The following is an 18155-nucleotide window of genomic DNA, read 5'->3' on the forward strand; positions in this document are numbered from 1 at the left end:
CTCCGACGTCGAGAGCCGCGGACACCGGGCGGGGCCGCGTCTCTTCCTGGCCAGCCAGGAGGAAATCAGTGAGCATCACCAGCAGGATCACCGTCTCGGCGGTCGCCGCCGCGGTCGGGATAGCCGCGCTCGCCGCCTGCGGTACGCCGGGCGGTGGTGCGGACGCCAAGACCGTCACGCTCGTCAGCCATGACTCGTTCAACGTCTCCAAGTCCGTCCTGGCCGCCTTCGAGAAGGAGAGCGGCTACAAGGTCAAGATCCTCAAGGGCGGGGACGCCGGCAAGGCCGTCAACCAGGCGATCCTGTCCAAGGGCAACCCCCAGGGCGATGTGTTCTTCGGCATCGACAACACCCTGCTCTCGCGCGGTCTGAACGAGGGCGTCTTCAGCCCGTACGAGGCCAAGGGCCTGGCGAACGTGCCGGCCGGGCTTCAGCTCGACAAGGGCGAGCACCGCGTCACCCCGCTCGACTACGGCGACATCTGCGTCAACTACGACCGCGGCTACTTCGCCCGGCACAAGACCGCGCCGCCGAAGACCTTCGACGATCTGCTCAAGCCCCGGTACAAGGGGCTGCTGGTCACGGAGAACTCCGCCACCTCCTCCCCGGGGCTCGCCTTCCAGCTCGGCACCATCGCCAAGTACGGGCAGGACGGCTGGCAGGACTACTGGAAGAAGCTCAAGGCCAACGGCGTCGAGGTCGTCGACGGCTGGGAGCAGGCCTACTACGAGCGGTTCTCGGGCTCCGCGGCCGGCAAGGGCAAGGGCGACAAGCCGCTGGTGGTCTCCTACGCCTCCAGCCCGCCGGTCGAGGTGCTCGGCAAGAAGCCCGCGCCCGAGGAGGCACCCACCGGGGTCGCCACGGGCACCTGCTTCCGCCAGATCGAGTTCGGCGGCCTGCTCAAGGGCGCGAAGAACGAGAAGGGCGGTAAGGCGCTGCTGGACTTCCTGGTGAGCAAGGAGTTCCAGGAGGACGTACCGCTGAAGATGTTCGTCAACCCGGCGCGCAAGGACGCCAAGGTGCCGGAGCTGTTCACCAAGTACGGCGCCGCGATCGACAAGCCGACGACGCTGCCTCCGGCGACGATCACCAAGAACCGCGAACAGTGGATCAAGCAGTGGTCCTCGCTCGTTCTGAAGTAGCCCGCAGCCGGCGCCCCCGGCCCGCGCGGGGAACGGCGGTGCGGCTCGGCCTGATGGCGCTGCCGCTCGCCTTCTTCGCGCTGTTCTTCGCCTATCCGGTCGTGGCGATCGTCGGGCGGGGGCTGAAGGACGGCGGGCAGTGGCAGCTCGCCCGGTTCGGGGCGGTGCTCGGCGACCCGGATGTCGTGCAGGTGCTGTGGTTCACCGTCTGGCAGGCGGCCGCGTCCACGGCGCTGACGCTGCTGATCGCCCTGCCCGGCGCCTATGTCTTCGCGCGTTTCGACTTCCCCGGCAAACAGCTGCTGCGGGCGGTGGTGGCCGTGCCGTTCGTGCTGCCGACCGTCGTCGTCGGCTCGGCCTTCCTGGCACTGGTCGGGCGGGGCGGGCTGCTGGACGAGCTGTGGGGCCTGCGCCTGGACACCTCGGTGTGGGCGATTCTGCTGGCGCATGTCTTCTTCAACTACGCCGTGGTCGTACGGACCGTCGGCGGGCTCTGGGGGCAGCTCGACCCGCGCCAGGAAGAGGCGGCGCGGGTGCTGGGAGCCGGCCGGTTCGAGGCCTGGCGGCGGGTGACGCTGCCGGCCCTGGGGCCCGCCGTCGCGGCCGCCGCGCTGATGGTCTTCCTCTTCACCTTCACCTCCTTCGGGGTGGTGCAGATTCTGGGCGGGCCCACCTTCTCGACGCTGGAGGTGGAGATCTACCGGCAGACCGCGGATTTCCTGGATCTGCCGACGGCCGCCGTCCTCACCCTGATCCAGTTCGCGGCGGTGCTGGGCGTGCTGGCGCTGCACGCCTGGACGGTGCGGCGGCGGGAATCCGCGCTGCGGCTCGTGGCGCCGTCCCGGACCGCACACCGGCCGCGCGGCCGCGGCCAGTGGACGCTGCTGTGGGGGACCCTCGCCGTCATCACCGTCCTGCTGATCGCGCCGCTGGTCGTGCTCGTGGAGCGGTCGTTCGCCGGCCCGGACGGCTACGGAGCGGTGTTCTACACCTCGCTGCGGTCCGCCGCCTCCGCCGACAGCACCTTCACCGTCGCGCCCCTCGACGCCCTGTGGAACTCCCTCGCCTACGCGGCCGCGGCCACGGCGATCGCGCTGGTGGTGGGCGGGCTGGCGGCCGCCGCGCTGACCCTGCCCCGGCTCCGCAGGGGCCCGTCCGGGCGGACACCCCTCGCCGGCCGGTTCGTCCGCGGCTTCGACGCGCTGCTGATGCTGCCCCTCGGAGTCTCCGCGGTGACCGTCGGCTTCGGGTTTCTGATCAGTCTCGACGCGCCTCCGCTCGATCTGCGTGCCTCGTGGTGGCTGGTGCCGCTCGCCCAGGCGCTGGTGGGGGTGCCGTTCGTGGTCCGGACGATGCTGCCGGTCCTGCGGGCGATCGACGGGCGGCTGCGGGAGGCGGCCGCCGTGCTCGGTGCCTCGCCGTGGCGGGTGTGGCGCGAGGTCGACCTGCCGATGGTGCGGCGGGCCCTGCTGATCGCCGCGGGCTTCGCCTTCGCCGTCTCGCTCGGTGAGTTCGGCGCGACGGTCTTCATCGCACGGCCGGACCAGCCGACGCTGCCGGTCGCGGTGGCGCGGCTGCTGGGACGTGCGGGAGAGCTCAACTACGGGCAGGCGATGGCCTTGTCGACCGTCTTGATGGTGGTGTGCGCGGGCGCCTTGCTGGTGCTGGAGCGCCTGCGCCCCGCCGACCATTCCGGGGAGTTCTAGATGACGTCACGGGCCGGGACCACGGCGCAGGAGCTGCTACGGCTGGGCGGGGTGACCGTCCGCTTCGGCACGGCGGGACGTCCCGCGCTGGACGCGGTGGATCTGGACGTCGCGGCACACGAAATCGTATGCGTCCTGGGGCCGAGCGGCAGCGGCAAGTCCACTCTGCTGAGAGTGGTCGCCGGGCTCCAACAGGCCGACGCGGGACAGGTGTTGCTGGAGGGGCGCGAGCAGGCCGGGGTGCCCACACACCGCCGCGGCGTCGGCATGATGTTCCAGGACCACCAGCTCTTCCCGCAGCGCGATGTCGAGGGAAATGTCGCCTTCGGGCTGCGGATGCGGCGCTCCGCACGCGGCGACCGGGAGCGTACGGTCGCCGGACTGCTGGACCTCGTCGGGCTGCCGGGCGCCCAGCGGCGCGCGGTGGCCTCCCTGTCCGGCGGCGAACAGCAGCGGGTCGCGCTGGCCCGCGCGCTGGCCCCCCGCCCCCGCCTGCTGATGCTGGACGAGCCCCTCGGCCAGCTCGACCGCGGGCTGCGCGAACGGCTGGTCGTCGAACTCCGCCGCCTCTTCCGTGAATTGGGCACCACGGTCCTCGCGGTCACCCACGACCAGGGGGAGGCCTTTGCGCTCGCCGACCGGGTCGTGGTGATGCAGGACGGCCGGATCGCGCAGACCGGCACTCCGTTGGAGGTCTGGCAGCGGCCCGCCACGGAATTCGTCGCCCGTTTCCTCGGCTTCGACAATGTGGTCGAGGCGACGGTGCAGGGCGAGGCCGCCGCCACCCCCTGGGGCAAGGTGCCGGTCCCGGACGGTACGGCGGACGGGCCGTGCCGCCTGCTCGTCCGGCCGGCCGGGGTACGGCTGACGGCCGCCCCGGAGGGCCTGCCCTGCACGGTCGCCGCCCGTACCTTCCGCGGTACCCATGTCGCGCTGCTGCTCCGGCCGGCCGGGGGACCGCAGGTGGAGGCGGCCTGCGCGCTGCGGGACGCGCCGGAGGTGGGGGCGAGGGTGGGCATCGCCTTCGCGGCGCAGGACGTGGTGGTGCTGGACGCCCCGGGCACGGCGGGCTGACGACCTCAGCGGGCCGCCACCTCCGTCTGCCGCTCACCGGCGGCCGGCGAGCCGGGCTCCGTCTCCGGCTCCGGTTCGCCGAACCAGGCGACCGCGACGGCACCGGCCACGGCCACCACGAACCCGAGGGCGGCGACCCAGGCGAAGCCCGGACGGGAGGAGTCGCCCAGCCACAGCACCCCGAGCATGCCGGGGACCACCGTCTCGCCGACCACCAGCGCCGCCGTGGCACCGTTCACCGAGCCGATCTGGAGGGCGACGGTGTGCAGATACATCCCCCCGATACCGGCCACCAGAATCGCGTACAGGGCGGGGTCGCCGAGCAGGGACGGCAGGTGGAAGGGGGCCACCCCGTTCAGTACCCGTACGCCGACACCGAGCGCGCCGAAGCCCAGACCGGAGAGCAGGCCCGCGAGGATCGCCGCCCGGCCGCCGAGCAGCCGCACGAGCAGGGTGCCGCCGCCGATGAGCACGACCGAGGCGGCGAGCAGCCACCAGTGTGCGGCGATCGGTGTGTGGCCGCTGCCTTCCGGACCGGCGGCCGTGGCCAGCAGCACCAACGCCCCGCACACCACGCCGATGGAGGTCCACTCCGCCCGGTTGAGCCGGATGCCGAGGAGCTTGATGCTCAGTACGGCAGTGATCACGAGGTTGGCGCTGATCACGGTCTGGGAAAGGAACAGCGGCAGCAGCCTGGCGGCCAGCGCGCCGAGTCCGAACCCTATGAAGTCCAGCACGGTGCCGACCATGAACTCCCACGTCACGGCGGCTTTCGCGGTGGAGGACAGGCTGGGGCCGCCGTGTTGGGTGACACCGGCGCTCGATGCCTTGGCCGCCTCCTGGCGGGCGGACTTGCGTGAACCCACCGCCTGGAGGACCGAACCCGTGCCGTAGCAGGCCGATGCCGCTACCGCCGTCAGAAGGCCGATGATCACCAAGAGCTCCGTTCGCCCGCTGTCTGTCTTACTGTTCGTTGCCCGGCCTGGCAGACGCGCATTTCAGGACGGGAGTTGCCTCGGGTGGGCAGTACACCGAGTGACCGGCGCACCGAGGCGGTGGGCCCGGAGGAAACCGTGGCGGGAAAGTGCGCCTCCGTCCCGGAGCCGGGCGATGGGGATCGGCCCCGGGCCTCAGAGCGGCATGAGTACCGGTACTCATGCCGCGGCCGACCAGACTACGCATACTCGCGCCATGCACACGGAATCGCCGGGTTGCCCGGACTGCGGAATGCCTCTGGGGTCACGTCCGCCCGCTTGGTGCGCCCGATGCCGGCTGCCCCTGACCGGGCCGGATGCCCTGGCGTTGTGGCAGGTCACAGGAGAGCTGCGCGCGCTGGACGCACGCAGGCAGTGGCTGGCGCAGCGGCAGCACGAGTTGCTGGCCGCGCTGCGGGTACGCCGGGACGCACCTGCGGGGACGCAGGTGAGCGTTCCCTTGGGCGTTCCGGTGGGCGAGGCGGGTGCTTCGGTGCGGGAGATCTCCGCGCCGTCCGCCCGGACCGCGCTGCTGATCGTCGGCGGGGTGCTGGTGGTCGTGGCCGCGCTGGTGTTCACCGTGGTGAGCTGGGGACGGCTGGGCATCGGCGGGCGGGCCGCCATCCTGCTCGCGCTGACCGCGTGTGCGCTCGCACTGCCCCGTCCGCTGCGACGGCGGCAGCTCACGGCCACCGCCGAGGCTTCGGCCGCGGTGGGACTCGCCCTGGTGCTCCTGGACGCCTACGCCGCCCGGCAGGCCGGACTCGGCGGTCTGGACCGCGTCGGGCCGGCGGGCTACTGGGCGGTGGTCACCACGCTGACGGCGGTGGGGGCAGCGGCCTACGGCTGGTGGCAGCGGCTACGGATCCCGCTGCCCGTGGGATTCCTGACAGCACAGCTGCCGGGCCTCCTGGGCACCACGGCCTCGGGCGGAGCGGTGGAGGACTATGCGACCGCGATGATCGCCACCGCCGCGATGGACTTCGCGGCCCTGTACGCGCCGGCCGCACACGCCGCCACCGGGCCTGCCGGGTTCCGCGACCGGCTGGGCGGTGCACGAGCTGCCACCACCCTGGTCACGGGGGCCAGGGTGATCGGCGGCGGGTGGGCGCTGCTGGGCGGGGCGCTCGCGACGGCGCACGCGGTGAGCGCCTCGGCGCCGGCCGAAGTGGTGCGGGCCTGGGTGCCGTTGGGGCTGCTGGCGCTTCTGGGGATGGCGCTGTGCCGCGGCTTCCGCACGCTGCCGTTCGCGCTGCGCTCCGGCGCCGAGGGCGTGGCCGCCGTGGCGTTGATCGTGGCGGTCGGCGCCGGCCTGCGCCACGTCGTGCCCCCGGGCTGGGACGTGGCCGGATACGCGGCACCGGCCGCGCTCGTCATGGTGTGGGCGGCGGTGTCCTGCGCGCGGAGCGGCCGGTGGGCGAAGCCTGCCGGGGGCGGCCTGTGCGCGCCGCTGCCCGAAGCCGCGGCTGCGGCGGGCGAGCTGGCCGCCGCCTCAGCCATGCTGCTGCTGACCGGTGTGGTGGTGCTGCCGGAACTCGTGCACGCCCTCACCCGGCCCGTCGTCCCCGGCATCACGCTCTGGCTCGACGGCCACCCGCCGCGGTGGAGCTGGCAGCTCGCGACCGCGCCGCTGTTCGTGCTCTGGCTGGCCGCCTCCGCCCTGGCCACCATGGCCGTACTCCGTGCCCGTGCCGTCGGTGACGGGCACCTGGACCGACTGGCGAACGCGCTGCGCAACGCCGCGGCACTGGCCGCCGTCCCCGCACTGCTCCTGATGCCGGTCGCGGTGGGGCTGCCGTACGCCTGGGTGCTTGCGGCCGCCGCGGTGGTGACCGTCGCCGTAGCGGTGGACGTCGTGCGCCGGCCGGGCGCCGCACTCGTACCGCGGCTGCTGGCGCTGGCCGCGAGCGGCGGGCTCGCCCTGCTGTGGTCGTCGGCCGACCGGGCCGCCGTGCTCGCGGTGTGCGGGACCTTCGCCGCGTCGGCCGCGGTACTCGCCCACGTCCTCTCGGCACCGACCGCCTCGCCCGCCGAGCGCGCGACGGCGCGTGCCGCGGGGGCGTTCGCCGTCCTCGCCCTGGGCGTCGAGGCGGTCGCGTCCGGACTCACCGCCGGCCTGCCCGGACACCTCGCCGCCTTCGCGGTGCTCGCGGTCGCGGCCCTTGCCGCCTGCGCCGCAGCGGCGTGGCACCGGATCCCGGGGCGCGAGCAGGTCTCCACGGCCGTCGAGGGCGCCGGGTATGGCCTTGCCGCGGCCGCCCTCGCTCTGACGGCCCCTCACCCCGACGCGCTGAGCGTCGCCCTCGCCGTGTCCGGGGTCGCGGGCCTGGCCATCGCGCTGCGCCCGGACCGCCGCCGCGCCGCACTCGCCGGAACCGCCCTGCTCATCGCCTCCTCCTGGGTGCGCCTCGCCCTGGCGGGCGTCACCTTCCCCGAGGCGTACACGCTCCCGGTCACGGCAGCCGCACTGGTCATCGGCCACCGCCGCCGTACGAGCACCCCGGAGACGGGTTCCTGGCCCGCCTACGGGGCGGGGCTGAGCGCGACCATGCTCCCCAGCCTCGGCACCGCGTTCAACGACGGGAACTGGGTGCGCCCGCTGCTCCTGGGCACGGCGGCGCTGCTCGCCACCGTGGTCGGGGTACGCACCCGCCTGCAGGCGCCGCTGGTCGTCGGCAGCGGCGTACTCGTGCTGGTCGGGGTGCACGAACTCGCCCCGACCGTGGTCCAGGTGCTCGGCCTCGTCCCCCGCTGGGTGCCGCTGGCCGCTGCCGGCCTGCTCCTGCTGCTGCTCGGGGCCACCTACGAGAAGCGGATCGACGAAGCCCGACGCCTGCGTGACACGGTGCGCAGCATGGGGTGAGCCTCCGGCACGGACCCCTGCGTTTCGGTGGCGCACGGAGGCAAGCCCTGAGCTGCGCCTGCGGGATTTTCCTCAAAACCCAGGCGGTAGCGGGGCCTTGGACGTCCGGAGGGGCGCGCCGCCGGTCAGGAGGGCGCCCTCTCCGTGAGGCGGGCCAGCGCCTCGGGGGCTTCGTCCACCGAGTCGACGAGCGCGATCCGGGCCGCCATCGGACGCTCCGCCGCCAGCGCCTGGAGCAGCGGCCAGGCCGGGAGCTTCTCGGTCCAGTGCACGCGGTCCACCAGCACCATCGGGGTCGGCCCGCCCCGCGACTGGTAGTAGTTCGGGGTCGCGTTGTCGAAGATCTCCTGTACGGTCCCGGCCGCGCCCGGGAGGAAGACGACGCCGGCATTGGAGCGCGCCAGCAGGCCGTCCTCGCGCACCGCGTTGACGAAGTACTTCGCTATGTGGGACGCAAAGGCGTTCGGCGGCTCATGTCCGTAGAACCACGTGGGGATGCCGGCCGAGGTGCCGCCGCCGGGCCAACTCCGCCGTATGTCGAAGGCGGCCCGTGCCCACTCCGTGATCGAGGGCGTGAAGTGCGGCGCCTTGGCGAGGAGTTCCAGCGCCGAGTCGAGCATGCCGTCCTCGAAGGTCGCGGCGTACGCCCCGAGGTTCGCCGCCTCCATCGCGCCGGGGCCGCCGCCGGTCGCGACGGTCAGGCCGTTGCGGGCCAGCCGGCGGCCGAGCCGGGCCGCGCCGGCGTACGCCGCGGAGCCGCGCTCCAGGGCATGGCCGCCCATGACGCCCACCACCCGGGCACCGGCGAGGTGCTCGTCCAGGGCATCGGACACGGCGTCGTCGTGGATGCCCCGCAGCATCGAGGCGAAGATGTCGCCGTCCGCCTTGGTCTGCTCGAACCAGTGGTACGAGCGGGCGTCCGGGGTGGCGTCATAGCCGGCGTCGGCCAGCCCCTCGAAGAGTTCGTCCGGGCTGTAGAGGCCGCCCCGGTAGGGGTCGAACGGCAGGCCCGGTACGGGCGGGAAGACGAGGGCGCCCCCGGCTCGTACCTTGGCGGCGGCGTCCGGTTCCATGGCGCAGCCGAGGAACACGGAGCCCGTGGTGTCCGCGCCGAGCAGCGCGAACGTACGGTCCGTCAGATCGACCGACTGGACGCGGTGTCCGGCGAGGCCGCCCGAGGCGATGACCCGGTCGAACTCCGCCAGGGATTCGATCTCGTGGTCGCGGTTGTCGTCGTGGGCGCGGGGGCGGCGGGACGCTGAGGGCTGAGAATTCGACTGCACGTCCGTCATGTTAGGACCGCGGTCCCCCGGCCCGGGGGCCGAGGTGCCCGTCCCGGCGCCGTGCGACCGGCGGCTCCCGCGTGCGCTCCGGGCCCCGGGCACACGGGGCCCGGAGCATGGGAGTCCGTGAGCCCCGCCGGGGCCCCGGCCCCCGCCCGCTCAGCTCAATGCACCAGCGGAAGCGTGGCCATTTCCGCGACCGTCCAGGTCAGCGGAGCCAGGACGATCACCAGGGCCACGGCGCGCAGGGCCGCGGCGCGGTGGAGGACGGAGGCGGAGGCGCCCAGGCGGCGGAGGGCGGCAGTGGTGTGGGCGCGGGCCGAGCGGGACTCCAGTGCGGCGGTGAGCGCGCTGGCGGTGACACAGGCCAGGACGACCGCCGCGCCGACCGCGGTGAGCGGACCGAAAGGACGGGAGGGCGAGGCCTCGTACACCTTCATGGCGGCGTACGCGGCGGAGGTGACCGCGCACAGGACCCCCAGCGGGCGGCCGAGGCGGTGTGACTCCTCCTGGAGCACCCGCCCGGACAGCAGGCGCAGTGCGCCGGGCCGGCCGGCGCAGAGGAGCCGGCCGCACAGATGCACCAGGCCGGGGCCGGCCAGCACGAGGCCGAAGGCCGACAGCGCCCAGCCGGCCAGCACACCGGGAGGGCTGCCGATCAGCCGGCCGGGGAGCGGCAGCAGTCCGCCGTGGGCGCCGGTGCCGCGGCTGGTGTACGCCTCGATCGCCAGGCCGGCCGCGGCCAGCGCGATACCCCACGGGAGACCGGAGGGCGGGGCGGTCCTGGGGCGGACCTCGTCTCCGGTCTCGGCGGCGCCTGCCTCGTGGCGGGGGCGCAGCGCGAAGGCGGTCGCGGCCGCGGCGGTCAGCGGCACGATCGCCAGCAGCATCAGGGCGCCGACGAGCGGCACCGGATGGCCGGCCCCGAGCAGGTCGGCGTCGAATCCGGCAGCGGACGGGCCGCCGAGGTCACCGCGGAGCCGGAGGAAGACCAGCAGGGCGAGGAAGACGCCGAGCAAGCAGGTCAGCGTCGTGGAGACCGTGGCGAGCAGGGTGAGACGGAGCGGGCCCAGGCCGGCGGCGGTCATACCGCGCTGGAGGCGGGCGGCGGGATCCGTACGGGCCGTGGACACCGCGAACTGGGCGGTGGCGGCGAGCGGGGCCGTGCACCACAGCAGGCGTACCAGTGACTCGTCGGCCGCGGACGGGTGCCCCGCGGCGTGGCCGACGGTGGAGAGCAGCAGGAAGCCGGTGCCGGCCGCCGCGACGGAGACGGCGAGGCGGCGCAGCAGGACGAGGGGGTGCGAGCCGCGGGCTAGACGGAGAGCGAGCACGCTGCCCTGCTTTCCTCATCGGAGGACCCGTCGGTGGCGGACGCGGCGGTCGAGGGGCGGCCGTCGAGGAGCGCGAGGGACCGGTCGGCGAGCGTGGCGACATCGGGGTCATGGGTCGCCAGGACGACGGTGATCTGGTGCGAGCGGGCCGCGGTGGTGAGGGTGCGCAGTACCTGGGTGCCGTCGGAGCGGTGCAGCGGGGCGGTCGGCTCGTCGGCGAACAGCACCTGGGGGGTCGTGGCGAGCGCACGGGCGATGGCGACGCGCTGGCGCTGGGACTGGTCGAGCTGCCGGGGGCGGCGGCCCGCGCACATCCCGACGTCGAGGCGGTCCAGCCATTCCACGGCGGTGTGCTTGGCGGAGCGGGTGCCGGTGCCGCGGAGCAGGAGGGGGAGGGCGGCGTTCTCCCAGGCGGTGAGCTCGGGGACGAGGTGCGGTTCGGTGTCGATCCAGCCGAACCGGTCCAGACGCAGCCGTTCGCGGCTCGGGGAGGAGAGCGTGTGCACGGGGGCGCTGTTGAACCAGATCTCGCCCTCGGACGGGACGAGTTGACCGGAGAGACATTTCAGGAGGGTGGTCTTGCCACTGCCGCGCGGGCCGGTGACGGCGAGGATCTCGCCTTCGCGGACGCCGACGGAGACTCCGGCGAGGGCGGAGGTGCCGCCGTGCGTGTGGTGCAGGCCGCGGGCCCAGAGAACGTCGTTGTCAGGCGGGGCCACCATCTGCGCACCTCTTGTTGTAGGCGTCGAATCGTTCCCCCGACCGGGTGAACGACCATGGAGGGTATCGGTCACTAGCACGGTAAAGACTGGTGACCCCCGGTATTCGACGCTTGGCAGCACAACGGCCCAGATTCACTCGTATGGCTTGAAGTGAGTGAATCCGGGCCGTTGGGTGTTCAGTTGTGCAGGGCTGTACCGGGTGGCGGCCCGGGGATCAGAGCTTGGTCCAGGCCTCGGTGAGGACGGACCGCAGGATCTGCTCGATCTCGTCGAAGACCGGCTGGTCGGCGATCAGCGGCGGGGCGAGCTGGATGACCGGGTCGCCACGGTCGTCGGCGCGGCAGTAGAGACCGTTGTCGTACAGCGCCTTGGAGAGGAAGCCGTACAGGACGCGCTCGGTCTCCTCGTCGTTGAAGGACTCCTTGGTGGTCTTGTCCTTGACGAGCTCGATGCCGTAGAAGAAGCCGTTGCCGCGGACGTCGCCGACGATCGGCAGGTCGTGCAGCTTCTGGAGGGTGTTCAGGAAGTTGCCCTCGTTGTCGAGGACGTGCTTGTTGAGGCCCTCGCGCTCGAAGATGTCGAGGTTGGCGACGCCGACGGCCGCGGAGACCGGGTGGCCGCCGAAGGTGTAGCCGTGCAGGAAGGTGTTGTCGCCCTTGTAGAACGGCTCGGCCAGGCGGTCGGAGATGATGCAGGCGCCGATCGGGGAGTAGCCCGAGGTCATGCCCTTGGCGCAGGTGATCATGTCCGGGACGTAGCCGAACTTGTCACAGCCGAACATCGTGCCGAGGCGGCCGAAGGCGCAGATGACCTCGTCGGAGACGAGCAGCACGTCGTACTGGTCGCAGATCTCGCGGACCCGCTGGAAGTACCCGGGCGGCGGCGGGAAGCAGCCGCCGGCGTTCTGCACCGGCTCCAGGAAGACCGCGGCGACGGTCTCGGGGCCCTCGAAGAGGATCTGCTGCTCGATCTGGTCGGCGGCCCAGCGGCCGAAGGCCTCGGGGTCCTCGCCGTGGATCGGGGCGCGGTAGATGTTGGTGTTCGGCACCTTGTGCGCGCCGGGGACCAGCGGCTCGAAGGGGGCCTTCAGGCCGGGCAGGCCGGTGATGGACAGGGCGCCCTGCGGGGTGCCGTGGTAGGCCACCGCGCGGGATATCACCTTGTGCTTCATCGGCTTGCCGACGAGCTTGAAGTACTGCTTGGCCAGCTTCCAGGCGGTCTCGACGGCCTCGCCGCCACCGGTGGTGAAGAAGACCTTGTTGAGGTCGCCCGGGGCGTGGTGGGCCAGGCGCTCGGCGAGCTCCACGGCCTTGGGGTGGGCGTAGGACCACACCGGGAAGAAGGCCAGCTCCTGGGCCTGCTTGTAGGCGGTCTCGGCGAGCTCGACCCGGCCGTGGCCGGCGTTGACCACGAACAGGCCGGCGAGACCGTCGATGTAGCGCTTGCCCTTGTCGTCGTAGATGTTGGTGCCCTCACCGCGCACGATCGTGGGCACGGGGGCATTCTCGTACGACGACATGCGGGTGAAGTGCATCCACAGGTGGTCGTAGGCCGTCTTGGAGAGGTCGCCGCTCATCGTTATCTCGTTCCCCAGGTGTAGGTCTGCTTCCGGAGCTTGAGGTACACGAAGCTCTCGGTGGTCCGGACGCCGGGAAGCGTCCGGATCCGCTTGTTGATCATTTCCAGAAGGTGGTCGTCGTCCTCGCAGACGATCTCGATGAGGAGATCGAAGGAGCCTGCCGTCATGACGACGTACTCGACCTCTTCCATGGTCGTCAGGGCGTCGGCCACGGGGTCGAGGTCACCTTCGACGTTGATGCCGACCATTGCCTGCCGACGGAAACCGACCGTGAGGGGGTCGGTGACCGCGACGATCTGCATCACGCCTTGGTCGAGCAGTTTCTGTACGCGCTGGCGTACCGCCGCTTCGGACAGGCCGACGGCCTTGCCGATCGCGGCGTACGGACGGCGCCCGTCCTCCTGGAGCTGCTCGATGATCGCCAGGGAGACGGAGTCGATCGTCGGGGTTCCGGTTCTGTCATGACTGTTTCGAGAGGCCGCCACGTCGTTCACTGTGCACGAGCCTCGTCTGTCTTGCAACCCCCAGACGATGAAATTAGTCGTGTCGCGATCGAAATTTCACCGATTCCGTTGTTCTCGGGTGGCGGGTGTGTTGAAAACGTGGGTTCCATGGCTAGGGTGGATGTTCAAACCACCAGACTTCTGACTGAAGGGGGCGCACAGTGACCACCGCACTGCGTCGTCTGCGCAACTACATCGACGGGGAGTTCCGGGACGCCGCCGACGGGCGGACCACGGAGGTGGTCAACCCCGCCACGGGTGAGGCATACGCCACCGCCCCGCTCTCGGCCGCCGCCGACGTGGACGCGGCGATGGCCGCCGCCGAGGCCGCCTTCCCCGCGTGGCGCGACCTGATCCCGGCCGAGCGCCAGAAGGTCCTGCTCAAGATCGCCGACCGCTTCGAGGAGCGGGCTGAGGAGCTGATCGCCGCCGAGTCCGAGAACTGCGGCAAGCCGATCGCGCTCGTACGGTCCGAGGAAATCCCGCCGATGGTGGACCAGATCCGCTTCTTCGCGGGTGCCGCCCGGATGCTGGAGGGCCGCGCGGCCGGCGAGTACATGGAGGGCTTCACCTCCATCATCCGCCGCGAGCCGGTCGGCGTCTGCGCCCAGGTCGCGCCGTGGAACTACCCGATGATGATGGCCGTGTGGAAGTTCGCCCCGGCGCTGGCCGCGGGCAACACCGTCGTCATCAAGCCGTCCGACACCACCCCGGCCTCCACGGTGCTGATCGCTGACATCATCGGCAGCGTGCTGGACGAACTCGGCCACTCCCGCGGCGTGTTCAACGTCATCTGCGGTGACCGCGAGACCGGCCGCCTGATGGTCGAGCACAAGATCCCCGCGATGGCCTCGATCACCGGCTCCGTGCGGGCCGGTATGCAGGTCGCCGAGTCCGCCTCCAAGGACCTCAAGCGGGTCCACCTGGAGCTGGGCGGCAAGGCGCCGGTCGTGGTCTTCGAGGACACCGACATCGCCAAGGCCGTCGAGGACATCTCGGTCGCCGGCTACTTCAACGCCGGCCAGGACTGTACGGCCGCCACCCGCGTCCTGGTCCACGAGTCCATCCACGACGAGTTCGTCTCCGCGCTGGCCAAGGCCGCCGCGGAGACCAAGACCGGCGCGGTCGACGACGAGGACGTGCTCTACGGGCCGCTGAACAACGCCAACCAGCTCAAGCAGGTCAAGGGCTTCATCGAGCGGCTGCCCGCGCACGCCAAGATCGAGGCGGGCGGCGAACAGGTCGGCGACAAGGGCTACTTCTTCGCCCCGACCGTCGTCTCGGGCCTCAAGCAGGACGACGAGATCGTCCAGCAGGAGGTCTTCGGCCCGGTCATCACCGTCCAGTCCTTCTCCGACGAGAAGCAGGCGGTCCAGTGGGCCAATGGCGTCGAGTACGCGCTGGCGTCCTCGGTGTGGACCAAGGACCACGCCCGCGCCATGCGGATGTCCAAGAGCCTCGACTTCGGCTGTGTGTGGATCAACACCCACATCCCGCTGGTCGCCGAGATGCCGCACGGCGGATTCAAGAAGTCCGGCTACGGCAAGGACCTTTCGGCCTACGGCTTCGACGACTACACCCGCATCAAGCACGTGATGACCTCGCTGGACGGCTGAACAGGCCGGCTGAGGCGGGGGACCCCCGCCGTCGAGCGGCACGGAACGCTCGACACACCGTCGCGGGCGGAGGCCCGGCAACTGACGCTCTGTCTCTTGCCGCCTCCGCCCGCGGCACGTGAGAGTGCTCGCCATGGCTGATCTTTCGCGGCGGGCGCTGCTCCGGGGTATGGGCGCAACGGGTGTGACGGGGGCGCTGGCCGCCATGACCGGCTGCGGGGTGCCGCCCGCGTACGTCAAGGAGGCGGACCGCCAAAGCGCGGACCGTTCGGCGCGGGACGGGAAGATCGTCTTCGCGAACTGGCCGCTCTACATCGACGTCGACGACCACCACGAGCAGCGCCGGCCCACCCTCGACGCCTTCGAGCGGCGCACCGGGATCTCCGTCACGTACACCGAGGAGATCAACGACAACGACGAGTTCTTCGGCAAGATCAGCCCCGCGCTGATGAGCCACCAGAGCACCGGCCGGGACCTGATCGTCATCAGTGACTGGATGTGCGCCCGGTTTGTACGGCTGGGGTGGGTCCAGAAGATGGACCGGGCGGCCCAGCCGCACGTCGCCGAGCACCTCGACCCGCTGCTGCGCACCCCGCACTTCGATCCGGGCCGTCTGCACTCCGTGCCCTGGCAGTCCGGGATCACCGGCATCGCCTACAACCGCAAGAAGCTCGGCCGGGAGATCCGGCACACTTCCGACCTGTGGAAGGACGATCTGCGCGGGCGGGTCACCCTGCTGTCCGGGCTCGATGAATCGTTCGCGCTGCTGATGCAGGGGGACGGGGTGGACATCACCCGCTGGACGGCCGACGACTTCCACCGGATGACCGACCGGATCCGCCGCCTGGTGAGCCGGGGCCACATCAGGCGGTTCACCGGAAACGACTACATCAAGGACCTGGATTCCGGGGATGTGCTCGCCGCGCAGGCCTACTCGGGCGATGTGATCCAGCTCCAGGCGGACAACCCGGACATCGAGTTCGTGGTGCCGCAGGAGGGCGCCGAACTCTGGGCGGAGAGCCTGCTGATCCCCGATCTCGCGGAGCACAAGCGCAGTGCCGAGCGGCTGATCGACTACTACTACCGGCCGGAGGTCGCCGCGGAGCTGGCCGCCTGGGTCAACTACGTCTGTCCCGTACCGGCCGCGCGCGAGGTGCTGGCCGCCTCCAAGGACAAGGAGCGGGCCGCACTCGCCGAGGATCCGCTGATCTTCCCCGACGACGCGATGCGCAAGCGGCTGGCCATCGCCCGCGACATCACCTCCAAGGAGCGGACCGAATTCGCCAAGGAGTGGAACGCGATCGTGGGGTTGTAGGGGCGGCGGGAGGCGGGTGGGTGTCCGTTGTGGCCGCCGGCCGCGCCGCCCCGGCCTTTGTCGGGCCGGCGCGGCCACAGCGGGCGGTCAACGCCCGGCAGCCGGTCGCGGTCAGCGCCCGGCAGCCGGTGTGGCTATCCGCGCCACGATGCCGTGTAGCTGTCGATCTCGGCCGTGAGCCGTGTCTTGGCGGCGGTGTCCATGAAGGAGGCGGCGACGGCGTTCCTGGCGAGGCCGGCCACACCGCCGGCGTCCAGCCCCAACAGCCGGGCGGCGACGCCGTATTCGGTGTTGAGGTCGGTGCCGAACATCGGCGGGTCGTCGCTGTTGATGGTGACCAGCACGCCCGCGTCGACCATCTCCTTGAGGGGGTGCTCCTCCAGGGTGCGCACCGCGCGAGTGGCGATGTTGGAGGTGGGGCAGACCTCCAGCGGGATGCGGTGCTCGGCGAGATGGGCCAGCAGCTTCGGGTCCTGGACGGCGCTGGTGCCGTGGCCGATGCGCTCGGCGCGGAGCTCCGTGAGCGCGTCCCAGATCGTGCCGGGGCCCGTGGTCTCCCCGGCGTGCGGCACGGAGTGCAGACCGGCGGCGATGGCGCGGTCGAAGTACGGCTTGAACTGCGGGCGGGGGACACCGATCTCGGGGCCGCCGAGCCCGAACGAGACCAGGCCCTCGGGCTGTAGGTCGCACGCGATACGGGCGGTCTCCTCGGCGGCCTCCAGGCCCGCCTCACCGGGGATGTCGAAGCACCAGCGCAGCACCACGCCCAGTTCGGACTCCGCCGCCTTGCGGGCGTCCTCGATGGCCTCGACGTACGCGGCGTCGGGGATGCCGCGCCTGGTCGAGCTGAAGGGGGTGAGGGTCAGCTCGGCGTAGCGGATGTTCTGCCGGGCCATGTCCCGGGCGACCTCGTACGTCAGCAGCCGGACGTCCTCGGCGTTGCGGATCAGGTCCACGACGGAGAGGTAGACCTCGATGAAGTGCGCGAAGTCGCGGAAGGAGAAGTAGTCGACCAGCGCTTCGGGGTCGGAGGGGACGGCGGAGTCCGGGTGCCGCGCCGCCAGTTCGGCGACGATACGCGGTGAGGCCGATCCGACGTGGTGGACGTGCAGCTCCGCCTTGGGCAGGTCCGCAATGAAGGCATCGAGATCGGGCAACGGTTCCTCCTGGTCAAGGGGTGCGCCGGGGTGCGCGGAGGGTCCAGGTCATGCTAAGCGGGCCGGGCGGGGCCGTGGGGGAGAGGGCCGCACACCGGCCGTTGCCGCGGCAGAGCCCGCGGGGAGGGGCCGGCCCGGCTACCCCTCCGGGGCCCCTTCCCGCAGGGTCTGCCGCGCCGCCATCAGCGCGAAGCCCAGCAGATTCAGGCCCCGCCAGCGCGCCGGGTCCGCGGCCCGCTCGTCCTCGGCGGCGAGACCGATGCCCCATATACGGTCCAGCGGACTGGCCTCCACCAGCACCCGGGAGTTCGTGCCCAGCAGGAACTCCCGCAGCGCGGGATCCTGGCCGAATTTATGGACACTGCCCTCGACGACCAGATCGAAGCGGTGCCGCTGCCAGCTCTCCTCGTCGAAGCCGCGAACCCTGCGCCCGGCGTCCTTGGCCTGCTGGGGGTGCCGCGCCGCGAGCGCGCGCCGCTCCGCCTCCGCGTCGTCGAACAGCCGGGCCTTGCCGGCCATCATCCAGTGCTCGGCGGTGGCGTACCGGACCCCGTCGACGGTGAAGGGGGAGGGCCACCACTGGCTGAAGCAGCTCGCGCCGAGGCTGCCGTCGCGCCGGGGGCTGTGGCCCCAGAAGTGGACGAACTTGACGTGCTTGCCGGCGGCCGTCGCGCGGCGCAGCTCCTCGGCCGAGCGCGGCCCGTCCGCAGCGCGCTCACCCTTGATCCCCGTGTTGTCGTGCACCATGCCGGGATTCTGCCAGCGGGCACTGACAACGTGTCGGGGCTCGTACGGCAAGAATCACAGAATTCGTCGCGTAACCAAAAGGCAACAACGGAATCCCTTGTTGCGACCCCTTTCCTCTGTCAAGATCAGCCATCGATTCC

At 71.7% G+C, this 18155-nt stretch carries 14 protein-coding genes; 6 read left to right on the top strand and 8 right to left on the bottom strand.

The window, feature by feature from the left end:
* The first annotated feature begins 68 nt into the window (after window positions 1-68).
* The 3 genes from K7C20_RS26685 to K7C20_RS26695 are packed head-to-tail and all read left to right on the top strand — an operon-like array spanning window position 69 to window position 3922.
* Window positions 69-1142, top strand: a complete 1074-nt coding sequence (locus tag K7C20_RS26685; protein ID WP_030087481.1) for a thiamine ABC transporter substrate-binding protein — start codon at window positions 69-71, stop codon at window positions 1140-1142.
* Window positions 1118-2848: an ABC transporter permease gene (locus K7C20_RS26690; RefSeq protein ID WP_400843148.1), complete on the top strand. Its 1731-nt coding sequence runs from the start codon at window positions 1118-1120 to the stop codon at window positions 2846-2848. The genes K7C20_RS26685 and K7C20_RS26690 overlap by 25 nt, the downstream gene beginning before the upstream one ends.
* Window positions 2849-3922 (top strand): ABC transporter ATP-binding protein, encoded by a 1074-nt coding sequence (locus tag K7C20_RS26695; protein WP_030087475.1) that lies wholly within the window; start codon window positions 2849-2851, stop codon window positions 3920-3922. It begins immediately after the preceding gene.
* Between the two features lie 5 nt (window positions 3923-3927).
* On the opposite strand, the gene K7C20_RS26700 is transcribed toward K7C20_RS26695, so the two are convergent.
* Window positions 3928-4857, bottom strand: a complete 930-nt coding sequence (locus K7C20_RS26700) for a DMT family protein (RefSeq protein ID WP_053210224.1) — start codon at window positions 4855-4857, stop codon at window positions 3928-3930.
* 367 nt (window positions 4858-5224) lie between these two features.
* On the opposite strand from K7C20_RS26700, the gene K7C20_RS26705 reads away from it, so the two are divergent.
* On the top strand, window positions 5225-7759 hold the full coding sequence (locus K7C20_RS26705) for an SCO7613 C-terminal domain-containing membrane protein (RefSeq protein ID WP_053210225.1): 2535 nt from the start codon (window positions 5225-5227) through the stop codon (window positions 7757-7759).
* Between the two features lie 125 nt (window positions 7760-7884).
* Here the strand turns inward: K7C20_RS26705 and K7C20_RS26710 are convergent, their stop codons facing one another.
* From K7C20_RS26710 to K7C20_RS26730, 5 genes are all read right to left on the bottom strand, one after another.
* The gene (locus K7C20_RS26710; RefSeq protein WP_245171749.1) at window positions 7885-9042 is read right to left on the bottom strand and encodes an LOG family protein; all 1158 of its coding nucleotides are present in this window, start codon (window positions 9040-9042) and stop codon (window positions 7885-7887) included.
* A gap of 164 nt (window positions 9043-9206) precedes the next feature.
* Window positions 9207-10376, bottom strand: coding sequence for a hypothetical protein (locus K7C20_RS26715; protein WP_053210227.1), 1170 nt, complete (start codon window positions 10374-10376; stop codon window positions 9207-9209).
* A complete protein-coding gene (locus tag K7C20_RS26720; RefSeq protein ID WP_030087467.1) occupies window positions 10358-11098 on the bottom strand; it encodes an ABC transporter ATP-binding protein in 741 nt (246 codons plus the stop codon). Before K7C20_RS26720 ends, K7C20_RS26715 begins: the two co-directional genes overlap by 19 nt.
* Window positions 11099-11312: 214 nt before the next feature.
* Window positions 11313-12674, bottom strand: coding sequence for an aspartate aminotransferase family protein (locus K7C20_RS26725; RefSeq protein ID WP_030087465.1), 1362 nt, complete (start codon window positions 12672-12674; stop codon window positions 11313-11315).
* Window positions 12675-12676: 2 nt separating this feature from the next.
* Window positions 12677-13171 carry an Lrp/AsnC family transcriptional regulator gene (locus tag K7C20_RS26730; protein ID WP_030087463.1) on the bottom strand — a complete coding sequence of 165 codons (495 nt, stop codon included), beginning with the start codon at window positions 13169-13171 and terminating at the stop codon, window positions 12677-12679.
* 170 nt (window positions 13172-13341) lie between these two features.
* Here K7C20_RS26730 and K7C20_RS26735 point away from each other — a divergent pair, with 170 nt between their 5' ends.
* Window positions 13342-14796 carry a gamma-aminobutyraldehyde dehydrogenase gene (locus K7C20_RS26735; RefSeq protein WP_030087461.1) on the top strand — a complete coding sequence of 485 codons (1455 nt, stop codon included), beginning with the start codon at window positions 13342-13344 and terminating at the stop codon, window positions 14794-14796.
* 133 nt (window positions 14797-14929) lie between these two features.
* Entirely contained in the window at window positions 14930-16111 is a 1182-nt protein-coding gene (locus tag K7C20_RS26740; RefSeq protein WP_053210228.1) for an ABC transporter substrate-binding protein, read from the top strand.
* Window positions 16112-16245: 134 nt separating this feature from the next.
* Here K7C20_RS26740 and K7C20_RS26745 read toward each other — a convergent pair whose 3' ends face one another.
* The gene (locus tag K7C20_RS26745; RefSeq protein ID WP_030087457.1) at window positions 16246-17268 is read right to left on the bottom strand and encodes an adenosine deaminase; all 1023 of its coding nucleotides are present in this window, start codon (window positions 17266-17268) and stop codon (window positions 16246-16248) included.
* Window positions 17269-17406: 138 nt separating this feature from the next.
* A complete protein-coding gene (locus K7C20_RS26750) occupies window positions 17407-18015 on the bottom strand; it encodes an NADAR family protein (RefSeq protein ID WP_030087455.1) in 609 nt (202 codons plus the stop codon).
* Window positions 18016-18155 lie beyond the last annotated feature (140 nt).

It is taken from the genome of Streptomyces decoyicus, from assembly GCF_019880305.1.
Taxonomy (GTDB): domain Bacteria; phylum Actinomycetota; class Actinomycetes; order Streptomycetales; family Streptomycetaceae; genus Streptomyces; species Streptomyces decoyicus.

Excerpts from the sequence above, each read along its gene's own strand:
- K7C20_RS26695 (WP_030087475.1), top strand. The coding sequence starts at position 2,849 with ATGACGTCACGGGCCGGGACCACGGCGCAGGAGCTGCTACGGCTGGGC.
- K7C20_RS26720 (WP_030087467.1), bottom strand. The coding sequence starts at position 11,098 with ATGGTGGCCCCGCCTGACAACGACGTTCTCTGGGCCCGCGGCCTGCAC.
- K7C20_RS26725 (WP_030087465.1), bottom strand. The coding sequence starts at position 12,674 with ATGAGCGGCGACCTCTCCAAGACGGCCTACGACCACCTGTGGATGCAC.
- K7C20_RS26740 (WP_053210228.1), top strand. The coding sequence starts at position 14,930 with ATGGCTGATCTTTCGCGGCGGGCGCTGCTCCGGGGTATGGGCGCAACG.
- K7C20_RS26750 (WP_030087455.1), bottom strand. The coding sequence starts at position 18,015 with ATGGTGCACGACAACACGGGGATCAAGGGTGAGCGCGCTGCGGACGGG.